This window comes from Paraburkholderia sp. SIMBA_054, assembly GCF_046534875.1.
Taxonomy (GTDB): Bacteria; Pseudomonadota; Gammaproteobacteria; order Burkholderiales; family Burkholderiaceae; genus Paraburkholderia; species Paraburkholderia hospita.
Genome location: NZ_JAWRXV010000016.1, coordinates 16,993 through 32,885 on the forward strand (window position 1 = coordinate 16,993; position 15,893 = coordinate 32,885).

At 60.4% G+C, this 15,893-nt stretch carries 8 protein-coding genes and 3 pseudogenes; 5 read left to right on the plus strand and 6 right to left on the minus strand.

Annotation, left to right across the window (positions count from 1 at the left end):
* Positions 1–19: 19 nt before the first annotated feature.
* Positions 20–1,090, minus strand: coding sequence for a VOC family protein (locus tag SB822_RS20390; RefSeq protein ID WP_410855456.1), 1,071 nt, complete (start codon positions 1,088–1,090; stop codon positions 20–22).
* Between the two features lie 412 nt (positions 1,091–1,502).
* On the opposite strand from SB822_RS20390, the gene SB822_RS20395 reads away from it, so the two are divergent.
* Positions 1,503–2,258 carry a TetR/AcrR family transcriptional regulator gene (locus tag SB822_RS20395; RefSeq protein ID WP_079501502.1) on the plus strand — a complete coding sequence of 252 codons (756 nt, stop codon included), beginning with the start codon at positions 1,503–1,505 and terminating at the stop codon, positions 2,256–2,258.
* 374 nt (positions 2,259–2,632) lie between these two features.
* Here SB822_RS20395 and SB822_RS20400 read toward each other — a convergent pair whose 3' ends face one another.
* Genes SB822_RS20400 through SB822_RS20410 form a run of 3 tightly spaced genes read right to left on the minus strand, consistent with a single transcriptional unit; the run spans position 2,633 to position 8,438 of the window.
* Positions 2,633–4,096, minus strand: coding sequence for an efflux transporter outer membrane subunit (locus tag SB822_RS20400; protein WP_410855457.1), 1,464 nt, complete (start codon positions 4,094–4,096; stop codon positions 2,633–2,635).
* A gap of 2 nt (positions 4,097–4,098) precedes the next feature.
* Positions 4,099–7,272: an efflux RND transporter permease subunit gene (locus SB822_RS20405; RefSeq protein WP_410855458.1), complete on the minus strand. Its 3,174-nt coding sequence runs from the start codon at positions 7,270–7,272 to the stop codon at positions 4,099–4,101.
* Positions 7,269–8,438 carry an efflux RND transporter periplasmic adaptor subunit gene (locus SB822_RS20410; RefSeq protein WP_410855459.1) on the minus strand — a complete coding sequence of 390 codons (1,170 nt, stop codon included), beginning with the start codon at positions 8,436–8,438 and terminating at the stop codon, positions 7,269–7,271. The genes SB822_RS20405 and SB822_RS20410 overlap by 4 nt, the downstream gene beginning before the upstream one ends.
* Before the next feature lie 393 nt (positions 8,439–8,831).
* Between SB822_RS20410 and SB822_RS20415 the strand changes: the two genes are divergently transcribed.
* Both SB822_RS20415 and SB822_RS20420 read left to right on the plus strand, forming a co-directional pair.
* Positions 8,832–9,584, plus strand: a complete 753-nt coding sequence (locus SB822_RS20415; RefSeq protein WP_410855460.1) for a TetR/AcrR family transcriptional regulator — start codon at positions 8,832–8,834, stop codon at positions 9,582–9,584.
* 2,415 nt (positions 9,585–11,999) lie between these two features.
* Positions 12,000–13,435, plus strand: a pseudogene (locus tag SB822_RS20420) (IS1182 family transposase).
* 224 nt (positions 13,436–13,659) lie between these two features.
* Here SB822_RS20420 and SB822_RS20425 read toward each other — a convergent pair.
* Positions 13,660–14,082, minus strand: a complete 423-nt coding sequence (locus tag SB822_RS20425; RefSeq protein WP_410855461.1) for an ACT domain-containing protein — start codon at positions 14,080–14,082, stop codon at positions 13,660–13,662.
* A gap of 684 nt (positions 14,083–14,766) precedes the next feature.
* Here SB822_RS20425 and SB822_RS20430 point away from each other — a divergent pair.
* Positions 14,767–14,892: pseudogene (locus SB822_RS20430) on the plus strand (2-hydroxycarboxylate transporter family protein); the annotation flags it as partial.
* Positions 14,893–15,110: 218 nt separating this feature from the next.
* Positions 15,111–15,210: pseudogene (locus tag SB822_RS20435) on the plus strand (ABC transporter substrate-binding protein); the annotation flags it as partial.
* Positions 15,211–15,403: 193 nt separating this feature from the next.
* Here the strand turns inward: SB822_RS20435 and SB822_RS20440 are convergent.
* Complete coding sequence (locus SB822_RS20440) at positions 15,404–15,598, minus strand: DUF3562 domain-containing protein (RefSeq protein ID WP_410855462.1); 195 nt, start codon at positions 15,596–15,598, stop codon at positions 15,404–15,406.
* Between the last annotated feature and the right edge of the window lie 295 nt (positions 15,599–15,893).

Consider the following 15,893-nt stretch of genomic DNA (forward strand, 5'->3'; position numbering starts at 1 on the left):
TTCCATGAAAGGGTTGGGTTCAGGCGAAAATCTTTGCGAGCGCCCGCAGCTTGCTGAATGTCAGGTCGGGGCTGCGGCGCAGGTTGCCGAGGAGCGCCACGACGCTCGCTGGCGTGAATCTGGGTTTCGTGAAACTGCGCGGCATCGTCGGTCCCCATTGCGCCATTGCCTCGCGGCTGACGGCATGCAAACCCGTCGGCACCTCAGCCGTAAAAAGGTCGCCGTCGCAATAGTGCTCGTGCTTGTCGCCCCACGGGTCCTGCCAGTAGTCGAAGATCTGGCTGCCCAGGATGTGGCGCCCAATTCCCCACGCATGCGTCCAGCCCTTTTCGCGCAGGACCCGCTGCCCCATGCCGACCGCATCGGCGTCGACGACTTCATAGGCGCTGTGGCTATATGTGGGTACGAACCCTTGCGCGAGCGCGAGCGTATGGTGATCGGCCGGCTTGTCGCCGAGATCAAGCCGCATGAACGCGACGACGGGTGAGCCATCGGGAAGCACCTGGACGTCGCTGGGGATGAAGCCGAAATGTTGCGCATACCATGCGCAGGTATCCTGGTAGTCCGCGAGTTCAAGCACGATGTGACCAAGCCGGATAATTTCTGGCGCATGCTCGGGCGGCCGCTGCGTCCCGTTGATCCGGACGGCTGCATCCACGGAGTTGAATGGCAAAGGTGGCCGATGGGACAGCGTGGCGGCTGGCGCCTGGCCCCATATCGCGTCGACGCGAAAGCCAGAAGGATCTGTTAGTCGTACCACATAGCCGCCGCCGGGCAATGGCGAGCGTTCGACGTCCGAAGCGCCAGGCAGTTTTGCAAGCGCATCGAGATCTGCCCTGTTATCGACCTGTAACCCGAAGCCGACGAAACGGGATTTTGATGCCTTCCGGACGACATAGCAGAAGTGGGAAGCAGCCGTTCCCCGAAGCAGCAGAAGCGCTTCACCGCGCGATACAGTTCGAAGCCCGAAGTCATTGAGAAACTGTTCGGCTTTCTGGAGGTCTGGCCGGTCGAATATCAGATAGGCCAATGCCGACGCTTTTGTCGTGGGATCGGGGTGACGGGCTGGCTGTGTAGTGGTGAGTTTCATGGCAGAAAAGAAATCAGGCGGTTCGGATGGTGTATTCGGCTTGCAGCGTCGGCGCGCTGACGGAGTTACGCAACAAGGCCAGACTCTCACGCACGATGCGGTTTGCGTCGGTGGCCGGACCATCGTGGACGATCGTCCTGTCAGGCCGGACTACTGCGACCCACCCGGAGGGCACCAGCCCGGGAAGGAATACGCCTTCGAGGTCTTCCCAGCTGTCGCGCAGGGACGAACCTGGCCATGCCGGCTCGACGGCGCGGCCCCGTTTATAGCTGCTGTCTCCACAGTCACTCCATCTGTCGGTTGTTAGACCGGCCCTCGGTCGCCGTTTAATGACATTAAACTCATTGCTGATGATTTTGTCAATGTAGACAGTTGCATCTATACTTGGGTACGAACAAATGCGGACCCGATCATGCCGAAAACTGCGAATCCCCGGACAGCAAAACGCCCCGCCCGTGCGGCGCCGATCGCCCCGGCTGCCGTACCCGAAGAACGTGAGCCGCGCGGTGCGCGCCGCAAGCGCGAGACGCGCGGCCGCCTGCTCGACGCTGCCCTCCGGCTGATGGCCGAAAAGGGCATGGAGGGCGTGGCGATCAACGAAATCACCGAGGCTGCCGATGTCGGCTTTGGCTCGTTCTACAACCACTTCGAATCGAAGGAGGCGATCTACGCGATCCTTGTCGACAATGTGTTCGAGGATTTTGCGGACATGCTGGATCGCCTCGCCGGTGGGCTTTCCGATCCAGCCGAGGTGATTGCCGTCTCCGTTCGCCATACCGTGATGCGTGCGCGGCGCGATCCCGTGTGGGGACGATTCCTGATACGTGAAGGGTTTTCGGCGCGTGCGATGAGCCGCGGGCTGGGTCAGCGACTGCTGCGCGACATTGGCAACGGTATTGCCGAGAAGCGCTTTGTGGTCGCCGATCCGTTCATCGGCTTTCTTTCGGTAGGCGGCACGGTCCTCTGCGCGATTGCTGCCGAGCTGAACTTCGTCGCGCCGGGTGCACCGGCGGCAGGCGTGCTCAAGGAGCTGGGCTTTAGCGGAGAGCATTTCCCCGAGCGTACGGCAGCAACGCTGCTGCAGACACTCGGGCTCAAGCGCGCGGAGGCGGAGAAGATTGCGGCGCGTCCGCTGCCACTCGTCGAGGAGACTATCGAAGCGGATTGAGGTCAGACACGGTGACGGCACCGTTTGGCCGGGCCGTCGTCGATGAGCGGTGGTGACCGATCACCTGCTTCCGGGCTGTTCGTGTGAAATATGCATCAGGTTGCACTCGCGCAGGCCCGTCGAACGGAGCCCGGGCGCCCATTGGTGATTCGCTTCAATCGCCCGGCACGGCAAGGACGTTAGCAGTCAACTCACGGTCCACGTTGTCAAGCGCTTCCTTGTGGAAAGCGTGAACTTACGCTGCCTCGACACAGATGAAAAGGCGGCGGATTCAGTTCGGATACCGAACAAATACCACCTGATTTTTCGCACGGACGATAAGGAAGAGCGACCCGATTCGCCGGATCGCTCGACCCGGACTCATCGAGGCGCGATCATTCTGTTAGCGTCGCCTGCGGCTGACCGGCCGGCGGCTCACCCATCGCCTGGAACAGCGCCGCAGTGTCATTCATGCGCTGGCTCGCTGCGCGGACGGCGCTAACCTGTGCATCGAGATACCGTTGCTCGCTGGCATGCTGTGCCGTTGAAGGCAGGGAGCCCATGCGGCAGCGCGACGCGGTATCGTCGAATGCCGCTTGCGCTGCCTGTGCCGCTCTTTCGGTCGATGCCAGCGTCTGCGCGTCGTTGTCCAGTGCGGCGAGCGAATCCGCGACGTTCTGGAATGCCGAGAGGACCGTCGACTTGTAGTGCAGAACTGCCGCCTCGTAGGCATCGATCGAGGCCCTGCGTTGCGCGAACAACGCGCCGCCATGGAAGATCGGCTGCGACAGCCCTGCACCGATGGCCCAGAGTCCGCCCGCACCTGAAAGCACTGCAGGCCAGCTAAAGCCGCCGCGGCCCATCGAGGCCGTCAGCGACAGGCTTGGAAACAGTTGCGCCGTCGCAGCCCCTACGTCGGCGGCAGCGGCCTTCACGGCGGCATCGGCTGCCTGAATATCAGGACGCGAACGCAGGAGATCCGACGGCACAACCACGGGCACATGCGCGGGCAACGACAGGCTGTCGAGTTCGGGAGCGCTCGGTGCATTATCCGGCGTGCGGCCTATCAGCACCGCCAGCGCGTGGATGGCACAGGCGCGCTGCTGACGCAGTGCCGGCAGCGTCGCCGCCGCCGAAGCCGCATCCTGCGTCGACGCGAGCGCCTGCGCGCGCGACACCGAACCGAGCGCGTACCGCTGCTGTTCCTCGTTGGCAGTCTCGTTGGCCACGGCAACGAGCCGTTCGGTGAGCACGATCTGGCGATCGAGCGCCGCCACATTGATCGCCATACCGACAATGTTGGCCGCGAGCGCACGCCGGGCCGCTTCCAGTTCATATGCCTGCACGTTCACGCGAGCGGCGCTCGCCGAGTTCGCGTAACGCGTCTGGCCGAAGAGGTCGAACGTGTAGTGCGCCAGCAGCTGTCCCGCGAAAAAGTTGTATTGCACCTGCTGAGGACCGAGTCCGGGCACGACGGGTGAACGTGCACGTTCGACCTGCACGGCACCGTCGACTGAAGGCAGCGTGGATGCGCCGACCTGCGCGCGCAGTTCCTCTTGCGCGGCCGCAAGCGTGCGCTGCGTAGCCGCTAGCGTGGGGCTGTTGCGCAAGCCTTCGTCGACGAGCGCATCGAGGGCGTCGGACCGGTAGAGCCGCCACCATTGCGGCACCGACGTGGCGCCGGTATCGAACTGCTGCGCAATACCACCCGCCGCAACAGTCTTCGAGGGTTGCGTCTGTGCGCCGTAGTGCTCGGGCGAAGGCATCGCCGGGGCCTCGCCGCTGGGGCCGAACGAGCAGGCCGTCAATGCGAGTGCCGTAGCCACGACGAGAACGGATGTCTTATAGGCAAGGCTCATGATCAACTCTCCGTATGCTCGACAACGACCTGTTGCATTTCGCGCTCGTCGCGCCGGACCCTGAAGCATGTCGCGTACAGCGCGGGCAGGAAGAACACGGTCAGTACTGTGGCGATCGTGATGCCGCCCATCAACGCGGTCGCCATTGGCCCGAAAAAGCCCGAGCGCAGGAGCGGAATCAGCGCGAGCACAGCGGCGGCAGCCGTCAGCATGATGGGCCTGAAGCGCCGCACCGTCGCGCCGATGATCGCGTCGAAGCGCGCGTGCCCCGCCGCGATGTCCTGATTGATCTGGTCGACCAGGATCACTGAATTGCGCATGATGATGCCGAACATGGCAATCACACCGAGCAACGCGACAAAGCCGAAGGGCTGGCCGAACAGGAGCAGCGCGGCCACGACGCCAATCAGGCCAAGCGGCGCCGTCAGCACGACGATGAACGTCCGCACGAAGTTCCTGAGCTGGATCATCAGCAGCGTCAGCACGGCGATGATCATCAGCGGCATTTCCGCGTTGATCGAGGTTTGGCCTTTCACGCTTTCTTCGACGGCACCGCCCACCTCAATGCGATAGCCGACGGGCAGACTGGCTTGCTGAGCGGTAAGCGCCTGCTCGATGTCGCGGGTGACGTCAATGCCCTGTGCGTCGCCCCGCACGTCGGCTTGCACTGTAATCGTCGGCTGCCGGTCGCGCTGCCAGATCACGCCGTACTCGAGCGTGTTCCGCAGATGTCCGACTGAACCAAGCGGCACCGGGCCGTTCGGCGTCGGAATCGCAAGGCTCGTGAGCTTCGCGGGATCGACACGCTCGCTCTTCGGCGCACGCAGATCGACGTTGATCAGCTTGTCACGCTCGCGGTACTGGGTGACCGTGTAGCCCGACAGCGTCATGGCCAGGAAGCCGGATACGTCCTCCGAGGTGATGCCAAGCTGGCGCGCCCTGTTCTGATCGATCTCGAACGAAACCGACCGCTCCGCCGGCTCGTCCCAGTCGAACTGGACGTTACGGGTGCGGGAATCGGCGCGGACCTTGTCTGCTACCGTGTCGGCAATCGAGCGGACGGTCGTAATATCGTCGCCGCTCACCCGGAACTTGATCGGGAAGCCCACGGGTGGACCATTCTCGAGCCGCGCGACACGCGTCCGCACGCCAGGGAAATCCTTTTCGAGTCTTGCATCGAGCCAGTGCATCAGTTCCTCGCGGTTTTCGATGCTTTTGGCGGTGATCACGAACTGCGCGAAGTTCGGCTGCTGAAGCTGCTGATCGAGCGGCAGGTAAAAGCGCGGCGCGCCCGTCCCGACAAAGTCGACGAAGTGCTCGATCTCAGGCTTGCCGTCGATGACCTTCTCGAGGCGCCTGGCTTCGCGCAGGGTCGCCTCGAACGAGGCACCTTCCGGCAGCCGCAGATCGACAAGCAACTCTGGCCGTTCCGAGTTCGGGAAGAACTGTTGCGGTACGCGCGTGAAGGCCGCCATCGCGATCGCAAAGAGCACAGCGGTGACGCCAAGCACGACCCAGCGACGCGCGATACACCACGACACCCAGCCCGACAGGCGCCGGTAGAAACCGGTGTTATAGACGTCATGTTCGTCATGAGCGCCGTCGCGCCAGTGGGCCTTGCGCTCCGGCAGCATGTGAAAGCCGAGTAACGGGACCAGCACGACAGCCGCGAACCACGAAACGATCAACGAGATGGCCGACACTTCGAAGATAGAACGCGTGTATTCGCCCGTGCTCGATTTGGCGAGTGCAATCGGCAGGAAGCCACAAACCGTCACGAGGGTACCCGTCAACATCGGGAATGCCGTGCTCGTATAGGCGAAGGCCGCCGCGCGCCTGCGGCTCCAGCCCTGTTCGAGCTTCACGGCCATCATTTCGACGGCGATGATCGCGTCGTCGACGAGCAGCCCCAGCGCGAGCACGAGCGTCCCGAGCGAAACCTTGTCCAGCCCGATATTGAAGATGTGCATGCACAGTGCCGTCACCGACAGGACGATTGGAATCGTGATCACGACGACCATGCCCGTGCGCAGGCCGAGCGAGACGAGGCTCACGACCAGCACGATCGCGACCGCTTCGCCGACTGACCTGACGAACTCGTCCACCGAGTGCTTGACCGCGTGCGGCATGCTCGAGACGGGAGCCAGCTTGAGCCCCGCCGGCAGGGTCGCCTGCAGTTCGGCCGTTTTCACATCGAGCGCCTTGCCGAGATCAATCACGTCGCCGCCCTTTTGCATCGTCACGCCGATGCCGAGCACTGCCTGACCGCCGACGCGCATCTGGGTCGCGAGCGGATCGTCATAGCCGCGCGTGATCTTCGCGATGTCGCCGAGCCGGAACGTGCGCCTGTTCACGGTGATCAGCATGTCAGCGAGCGCCTGCACGTCCTTGAATGCGCCGCTCGGTCGCACGAATACCCGGTCGTCCGCCGTCGTAACGGTGCCGACGGGCGCCACGGCGTTCTGTGCATCGATGGCCTGGGCGAGTTGCTGCGGCGTAACGGCGAACCGTGTCAGTTCTGCATTCGATATCTCGATGAAGATGTGCTGATCCGGGTCACCGATGTAATCAACCTTTGCGACACCGGGCACGCGCAGCAGGACCGTGCGCAACCTGTCAGCATAGTCGTGGAGCTGCGCAGGCGAAAAACCCTCTCCTTCGAGCGCGTAGATGTTGGTATAGACGTCACCGAACTCGTCGTTGAAAAACGGTCCGACCGCCCCCTTCGGCAGCGTCGCCCTGATGTCGCCCACCTTCTTGCGCACCTGGTACCAGGTCTCGGGCACTTCCCTGACGGGTGCCGAGTCCTTCATGGCGAAGAAGATCATTGACTCGCCGGGCCGCGAGTAGCTCTTGACGTTGTCGATATATGGCGCTGCCTGCAACTGGCGGCCAAGCCGGTCCGTGATCTGTTCCTGCACCTCGCGGGCAGTCGCGCCCGGCCAGTACGTTTTAATCACCATGGTCCGGAACGTGAATGGCGGGTCCTCTGACTGCGCAAGCTGCGTATAGCCGATCACGCCGAAGAGCGTTGCGAGTCCGATCAGGAAGATCACGAGCTGCTGATGGCGCAACGCCCACGCGGAGAGATTGAAGCCGCCTTCGCCAGATCTTTCGGCATCGGACGGGGTGACGGGTGCGCTGTGGGGCGCGGTTTCTCGGTCGCGGGCATTCATGACGGGAAATCCTCGGGATGCAGCGGGGGCACCACCTGTACGTGTTGTCCTGCACTCACGGCGTGCACGCCTTGCACCATCACGCGGTCGCCATCGTGCAGGCCCGATCCGATCGAGACGGTGCGTTCCTCGTATCGCTGGACGGCGACAGGGCGCAGCTCGAGTATGTCGCTGCCGGTGCGGACCACCCAGACAGCGGGGTCCTCGCCGCGGTGAAAGAGCGCTGTCACAGGCAGCGTGAACGGGTGCCCGGCCGCCACGTTACCTTCGGCATCGAACGTGACATTGGCTGTCATACCGAGGCGTACTTCGGGGCTCGGGGCGGCCAGCGTCAACTTCACGCGCCAGGTGCGGCTTTGCGAATCGGCGGCGGGCGATACCTCACGCACGCGTGCTTCGAAGGTCTTCTCTGGCAGCGCTGGCAGGCTCACACGCGCCGTGCTGCCGACGGTCAGCGAGTTCAGCGTCCGCTCGGGCACGTCGCAGACAATATCCACGTCGCCCGTCCAGTCGAGGTGATAGATGGCCTGAGCGGCCTGAACGTTCTGGCCGGTGTCGGCATCCTCCGATGTGATCACCCCGTCGCGGTCTGCCGTGAGCGTCGCGTAGCGCAGGTGATCCGTCGCGAGCGCCATTTGCGCAAGCGCCGAATCGCGCTGCGCAAGGGCGGAGGCGTAGGCGTCCTGTGTCTGTTCGAGTTGCGCCGGCGCGATCAGATTCGCATGTGCCTGCGCCTGGTCGCGATCGAGCTGCTGCTTCGTGTACACGAGGCGATGTTCGGCGGCGTCGAGTTGTGCACGCGCGTTGACAAGGTTATTGCGCAGATCGGTAGGGTCGAGCGAGGCAACGATCTGTCCTGCCTTGACAGCATCGCCGAGGCGCACCTTCCGTTCGGTGACCTTGCCTCCTATCCTGAACGAAAGGGACGTGGAGTACCGCGCCTGCACCTGAGCCGGCAACGAGGCGCTTGTCGTGCGTCCGTCGGGATGAACCGCGAGGGCGACTACAGGCTTGGGTTCCGGCGCGACGGTTTCGCGCTGGTGGCATGCTGAGAGCAGGATCGCACCGCAGGCCGTGATCAGGGCGTGCGCGCGGCGCGGGGATCGGACAAAGGAAGGGAAGAAGGAACGCGCACGCTTCTGCGCGATAAGACCGGAATGTTTCACGATGTCCACAAGGCAGGTGATGATCGAGGTAAAAAAAGGTTGCCCTATGCTGTGGAATCCTGATGTGCCGGGAAGCACGGCTCATCCTCAGCGCGGACGCACAAAATTAGTTTCTTAATACGTTTGCAGTCCTACTTATAGTCGGTTAAGCAATGGGCGGAATTTCAGTCCGATCACGGCACACGGCACACGGCACACGGCACAACTCCGTTAGCGGTCGGCTGATGCGTAAACAAGTGCCAGTAAGCGCCTACCGGGATCTCCTGCCCCGTCCGATTCCCTACTCTTCCGTTTGTCTAGCTGAACATGTGACATTAAACCCATAACTGATATTATTGTCAATCATGACGTTAAATTCCAGAAATCGAACCGTACGATAAATGAGGAGCCAACATGCCGGATGTCCAGAACCCGCGCGCGAGCCGTCGACATGACCTCGCGGCACTGATAGCGCCCCGGGAGACGGACAATGAGCGTCATACGCGCGGTGCCCGACGAAAGCGCGAGACGCGAGACCGCATGCTCGACGCTGCGTTCGGGCTAGTGACGCAAAAGGGCATGGACGGCGTAACCATCAACGAGATCACGGAAGCCGCTGACGTCGGGTTCGGCTCGTTTTACAACCACTTCGAATCGAAGGAAGGGATCTTCGTTGCGCTTCTCGAGTGGCTGTCTGAGGAATTCGCGAATGCGCTCGATCGCCTCGCCGGCGACCTGTCCGATCCCGCAGAAGTGATCGCTGTCTGCGTGCGTCATACGCTTATGCGCGCCTACCGGGAGCCGGTGTGGGGGCAACTCCTGATACGCGAAGGGTTTTCATCGCGTGCGTTAAGCAGGGGTCTCGGTCAGCGACTGCTGCGGGATAGCGAGAGGGGAATTTCAGAGAGGCGCTTTGTTGTCGCAGACCAGCTCATGTGCCTCATCTCCGTTATCGGCACCATCCTCGCGGGAATTGCTGCTGAACTGCACTTAGCCGCCTCAGCGAAGCGAACGGTTCGCGCGCGAAAGGCGCTTCGATCCAGCGAGGAGAAGTTCGCCGAGCGCACCGCGGCAATTGTGTTGCAGGCGTTTGGTCTCAAACGCGTGGAGGCGGAGCGAATCGCACGACGTCCACTGCCCGTAGGATGCGACGTCAAGACCGGCTAAAAAGGGAGTGATTGGTAACCGCTTATATTCGCGGCTTTTTCCCGCTGCCAGACCGCAGTCGATGAACCGTACCCAAAGCTGCCTGGCGTGACGTACATCAGTCGGTCTTCGTTAGTGACGAATGTCTAGCCTGTGTTTCACCATCCATACACTGTTTGATTGATCGATCCCGTCACTATGTGCGTAGAGGTGGCGGGACAACCGAGAGCCACTGAATACGACGGTCTTCGCGGGCGCGCACTCCGTCTCCCGCAGGATTCGGCTTTGCGTCCGCATCGAGACCACCTTGAGCATCACGCGGATACTGCCCAACGCGCCCGGGTGGCTCGTGGATGAAAATCCTTGCCGCGTTTGTCGCACGACTGGCTTAGTCAGCGTTGCGGACGCTGGGATGTCCGACCGACAATGCAGGCAAGCGACGTTGGATGGCCGAAAACACCTCGATGAACCTTCTACAGAGCGGGGGTTGAAATGCGCCGCGTCAGCTTTCTGGCGATTTGCTTGAACGCGAACTATCGGGCCTATTTACGTTCAAAAACCCTGTTTCGGGCACGGGCACGGGCACGGTCATGTTTGGGCATGCAATCGACGTGCTCGCTGAGCTGGTGAACGATTCGTATGCCCAGTATCGAAGCCTCTTTTGCGGGCTATCAGAGCTGCACCCAACTTTGGCTCGGGGCGATGCCATGTACGTCGACATTGCGGAACCTGTTCTCGCTGACTGTTCAATCAACCAGCGTCGGCTGGTATCGCCCAACAGCCCAAGCCGGACAAGGGTTTCCGGCCGATGCGCCCTACCGAAGTGACAATACCCAGAAAATGTCGAAAAATCTCGGGAACTCAATGACATACAGGAGTTACCGCGCCGCTCCTTAAGGGGCAAAAACGCCCATTTGCATCCTATTAAAATCAAAAACTTACATGGGGGTTTTGAACAGGGCCAACGCTGCGGACCGTCCCTTACGGAGCGTCGGGCCCATTCCCCTTCAGGCGGATCGGGCAGCCATCGTTACCCCCTTCCCCCGTTGTGCCTGAGCCTGCCCGGCCCGCTGGCGCCACTGCGCGCGCGGGCCAGGCAGCCAGCGCACACTGCCCGTATCCCGTCTCCTGGCAGCCAGCGAAGAAGTTGTTGACCAGTGCCGCCGGTCGCGCTGTCAGGGTTCAACGGCAGGTAACTGAGTGGTCCGGTCATCCCCGGCCGGCTTCTCGAGTTCAGCGGTTCGGCCAGAGTCGACGTTGACTGGTGGTTTGGTCAGCGACCGTTGTGTGTCACATAGCTGCCAACCGACGCAAAGGTCGAGCGATCGTTTGTACCGGCGGCTTTTCCACCGATGGACGGTCGCTGTCCATCGCAACAAGCTTGCAACCCGATTGCCGGCGGTTTCGCGTAGTGTTAATAAGAGGAGTTGCCTCACGACGCGTCGCTCCCATCTACGGAAGCTAACCGCGTTACGGAAACCCGCCGAGAACGCTTGGTTCCTAGCCTGCGACGTCCATTTGGCGAGGGAGGGGACAGTGCACTATTCTTGTGAAGAGCAGGATGCAGCGGAGCCCCTTCTGCTCACGCAAATTCAGAGCCTTGTCGATCAGGAAACTAAAGGTTCTCAGTTTGTAACCCAACGAGGGCGAAATGCGGCGAACCGCCTCTAAGCGTGCGCTTGTCTTGATGGCCCTAATGTGTTTGGGGACCCTTTCGCAGTCCGTTTCAGCGCAGTCGGAGTGCGCTGCGACGAACCAGAATGAAGACCAAATATGTAACGTAAGTTGTCCGCTCGGCCAAACCGCTGCCTGCAAGGAGGGTATAGGTTCCAGCGCTCCAAAATGCGTATGTTCCGGCGCTAGCACCTCACTTGATCCAACCGTTAGCGGATATCGCGACAGTGCGTCGCGAACCAATGGACATTGACGATACCTACCAGCACATTGTCTGAACCGGTTACACCGCTGACATGCAAAGAGGCCGACTAAAGCGCTTTCCATTCAGGACGTCTCACGCATCGCACGCCTGCACTGCTTTCAAATCTTGATAGCGATGTCCGCGACTTGCTCCTCGATCATTTTTCGCATCGGCGGTCCATCGTCCCCTCGGTGAACGTTGAGGACAAAACCCTCTCGTTCCCGCGCGGCATTCCTACGTCTTCAAGTGTCTGAGCGTTGTCACTTTTATTCCGAGATCTGGTTCGTGTGAACATCGATTTGCTACGCCGGTTCGGCAGGTGCGATCTCATTAATTGATCCATCTTTTTGCGGGCCAACTGCTGTTCGGCGGAGCCATGTCCACACTGGTTTGAGTGTCCGTTCTGCGAGGTTCTTCCGTCACGCGGGATGCTCCATCGATTGTCTCTTCATGGCCGAGCCTGTGTGAAAACGCACTCATCGCCTAAACTGAATCAACTCATTGATACCGGGTGACTCATGAAGCGATTCGTTGAAGGCGATGACCGCAAACAGGTCGCACTACTTCCCGAATGCGTCGACGATTACATAGGACAGGACAATCCGGTCAGAATCATAGATGTCTTCGTCGACGAACTGGACCTTGCGGAACTTGGTTTCAACGGCGCTACGCCGGCTGTCACGGGGCGCCCGTCCTACCACCCGGGCGTGATGCTCAAGGTCTACATTTACGGCTACCTGAACCGGGTACCTTCCAGTCGGCGTCTTGAGCGCGAATGCCAGCGCAATATCGAAATGATGTGGCTGACAGGACGTCTGGCACCAGACTTCAAGACGATCGCCGCGACAACGGCGCGGCGATACGGAACGTATGCCGGCGTTTCGTCGAACTATGCCGCGGTCTGAAACTGCTATCTGCCGATACGGTGGCCATCGACGGCAGCAAGTTCAAGGCTGTGAACAGCCGGGACAGGAATTACACGGCGGGCAAGATCGATAAGCGTCAGCAGCAGATTGAGGAAAGCGTTCAGCGATACCTCGACGCGATTGAAACCGCAGACCGAACCAGTCCAATTGGTTTCGATGTGAAGACTGTGCGGCTTTACGAGAAGATCGCCCGTTTGCGCCAGCAGATGCGTGAACTCGAGCAGATCAGAGCGCAGTTGAAGAACCAGCCCGACAAACAGTTGTCACTCACGGATCAGGATTCCCGTTCCATGACCAGTGATGGCAGGAGAACCGGAACGGTCGGCTACAACGTTCAGACTGTCGTGGACACGAAGCATCATCTGATTGTCGAGCACGAGGTGACCAACGTCGGAAACGATCGTGGTCAACTCAGCAAGATGGCCGTGTCAGCGAAGGAGGCGATGGGCAAACCAGGACTGAAGGTGCTGGCTGATCGAGGCTACTACAGCGGTCCTGAGATCCGCTCGTGCGATCTGGCCGGCATCACAGCGTATGTCCCCAAACCACTGACCTCGGCGTCGAGGAAGAAGGGCCTCTTTACAAAGCGCGACTTCGTCTACGTCGCAAAAGACGACGTGTATCGATGCCCAGCCGGCGAACGCGCCATTCATCGATTTAACACCGTCGAAAATGAAATGAATCTGCGAGTGTACTGGCCCAGCGCTTGCCCGCGCTGCCCTCTCAAGGCGCGCTGTTCGCCCAGCGACTATCGCCGCATCCGACGATGGGAGCACGAACATGTACTGGAAGCTATGCAGCGTCGGTTGGACCGGAGTCCTGAGGCAATGACCGTACGCAGAAGTACTGTCGAGCATGTCTTCGGAACGCTCAAGCACTGGATGGGTTCCACGCACTTCCTGACGCGGACGCTTGGGCGGGTGAGTACCGAAATGAGTCTCCAGGTACTGGCCTACAATCTTAAGCGAGTCATGAATATACTTGGGGTTGCGAGGACGATGAAGGCGATGAGGATGGCTGGAAGCTGAGGCCCTGAGGGGTCGTCTTGCGATCGGTGATGTCGGGAACATCGCCCGGTCTACAAAACACGCTCGAGCAGGCCAAGCAAACTCGCCTTAACGCGAAAAAGTCGTTTCCACACGGCCTCGGCCGGACTGAGACCCGGCCGCTTCGCGCTCACGTGCGCGCACGGCCGCGCAGCCTGTCGTGTTGAAGCATAGAACAAGGCAGTTCCCGGTCCGGCACCCGCCCTTCAGGCCCTCTGTAGTATGTCGATTGCCTGTTCGGCATCATCTAACGAGTCGACCGCGATATAAGCAATGAACTGTGTGCCAAGTACAGCGGCGGAAACGCCGCGGAGGTTGATCCCCCCATCTGCCGACATCCGGGTCAACTGTGCGATGATCCCCAGTTGGTCCAGGCCCATTACACGGACGGAGTGAAGGCTCGGGGTAACGTTGAAGCCCACCTGTGTCGCGGCACGGATCTCCTGTTCCCCCTGCAACGGTGCGACAAACACGACCCCCTTGCCCGATGCTTCCGGCGTGCGACGTGCGACGACGAACTGCAAGTCTGCGCCAGCATCCCGCAAAGCGCTTAATGCCTGCGCCAGCCCGCCCGGTTTGTCCTCGATGGTAGCAGCCCAAACATCGACGCGTTCTACGCTCAGTTCCATGGCAGTCCCTCCCGCCTGATGCATCTCCCAATAAAAATCTACGTCACCAACGGCACGCGAGCAAGGTCGGCAGCGTAAGCGACACACGGGAATACCGGAACCCCGGACCGGAACCATGAAGTTTCACGCTATGCAACGCCGGCACTGTGCGCCCGAGAAACACCCGTTTCGGTTTGTCGTCATGCGACGCTTCTTCCGGCAATAGGCCGATATTGTCGCGCGCCGACCATCCCGGTTGCAGACGAGAATCTGCGGCGTGCCAGTTCGCAAGGGGTGCGGTACATCATGCAACGCTCGCGCGGGGGCGGAACCAACGATTGTGCGCGGCGACCTACGCCATTCTTCTCTCGCGTAACTTCGATCTGCCTGCAGAGTGACGAGGTCGAGCAGGCTCGCCAGATGGGTCAGGCGTTCGCCGCACAATGAGCCACTCCGTCCGACTGTCTCAGTTTGACGTTTCTCGGACTTTCACCCCCGGAATCCCCGGGCACCGTGCCAAGCTAGACGTCTTTCAACTCGGATGAACTGCGCATCGGGAACGGCGCGCTTTCTGTGAGCGCGCAGTTCCAGGGAAAAGCTCGGCCACGCGACACCCGCCAAAGCTTCGGAGGCCCGGGGCCGCACCCAAGGTTCTATCGCCGCTTGCCGCAAACGGTGACGGGACAACAAAGAAATCCAAAGAGGGGCGACGTGGCGATTCTCACCCCTTCCAATCGCATGAGTCTGATGCCGTTCGCTCAGATCGCCACGCGTATTGGCGGAGCGCTAACCGTCACAGTGACGTTACTCGTGCTTTCGCGCATGCATTGAGCCATCGGCTAATTGCAGATGGCAAGAGCGCAGACGTCGCTCCTCTCTTCCGGCGAGGCGACATCATAAGCGCAACACGTTGTTCTGCAGTCGGCGTGCCGGTCGATCGTACGTCTCGCCGCACGATCAGCTTCGCCGTGCGCTGCGCGGCGTGACGATATCAAGTGACGACTCAAGACCTAAAAGACGGCAGCCATCCAAACCCCATGGACCACCATATGAATATTGACCGATTCTTCATCACCGCATTTGCACCGACCGGAAAACTGCGGGCTTCGATTAATCTCGGAAACCCGATATTGGCCAACCGGCATCCCAAGGCGACTGACGCCGTCAACATCAATTCTGATTTCCCGAAAAACTTCATAATCAAATTGCATGCAGACGAGATTCCCATATAAGTTCGTAAAGGCTGAACTTATCGAATCGACAGATTCACATCAAGGCGCATGCACCCCGGCAAGTCGAATTAATATGCAATTACTTAAGGAATACGCTCTCCGGCACCAGCTCAGTTGAAATTGTGCCCACTTCGCAAGCTCTGCCGCACACGCCTCTCAGCGAACAGAGCCACATAGTCCAAAATTCGCGCTTCCTTGCTGTACTCGGCCCATGCCTCCTGGTACAGCCTTAATACCATCTCCATCGGAGCGAGGGTGTCAGCGGCAATTGCCTTGACGATGTTCTCAACGGCAGCCTGGTTCATATCGGACTCCTGGCGTTGAAGGTGACAGAGACGACTTGCGCGGGACATCCATTAGACGGGGACGTATTTCGGATCGCCAATTAATTTAGCCTATCCACTGCAACGGTCTGGTTGACCAAGATTCGTCTGGCTACAGCCTGCCGATTTCCATACAATCAATTCGATTTAATACGCTTTTAACGCAACGCGATCCAAAGTTGGTTGGCATTCGCTCGCATATGTACGCCATTGTGCAGGCCAATAAACTGATCGATATCGATATATCGCATAGCTAACACCATTTCAAGTTTAATTA

Excerpts from the sequence above, each read along its gene's own strand:
- SB822_RS20390 (WP_410855456.1), bottom strand. The coding sequence starts at position 1,090 with ATGAAACTCACCACTACACAGCCAGCCCGTCACCCCGATCCCACGACA.
- SB822_RS20395 (WP_079501502.1), top strand. The coding sequence starts at position 1,503 with ATGCCGAAAACTGCGAATCCCCGGACAGCAAAACGCCCCGCCCGTGCG.
- SB822_RS20400 (WP_410855457.1), bottom strand. The coding sequence starts at position 4,096 with ATGAGCCTTGCCTATAAGACATCCGTTCTCGTCGTGGCTACGGCACTC.
- SB822_RS20405 (WP_410855458.1), bottom strand. The coding sequence starts at position 7,272 with ATGAATGCCCGCGACCGAGAAACCGCGCCCCACAGCGCACCCGTCACC.
- SB822_RS20415 (WP_410855460.1), top strand. The coding sequence starts at position 8,832 with ATGCCGGATGTCCAGAACCCGCGCGCGAGCCGTCGACATGACCTCGCG.
- SB822_RS20425 (WP_410855461.1), bottom strand. The coding sequence starts at position 14,082 with ATGGAACTGAGCGTAGAACGCGTCGATGTTTGGGCTGCTACCATCGAG.
- SB822_RS20440 (WP_410855462.1), bottom strand. The coding sequence starts at position 15,598 with ATGAACCAGGCTGCCGTTGAGAACATCGTCAAGGCAATTGCCGCTGAC.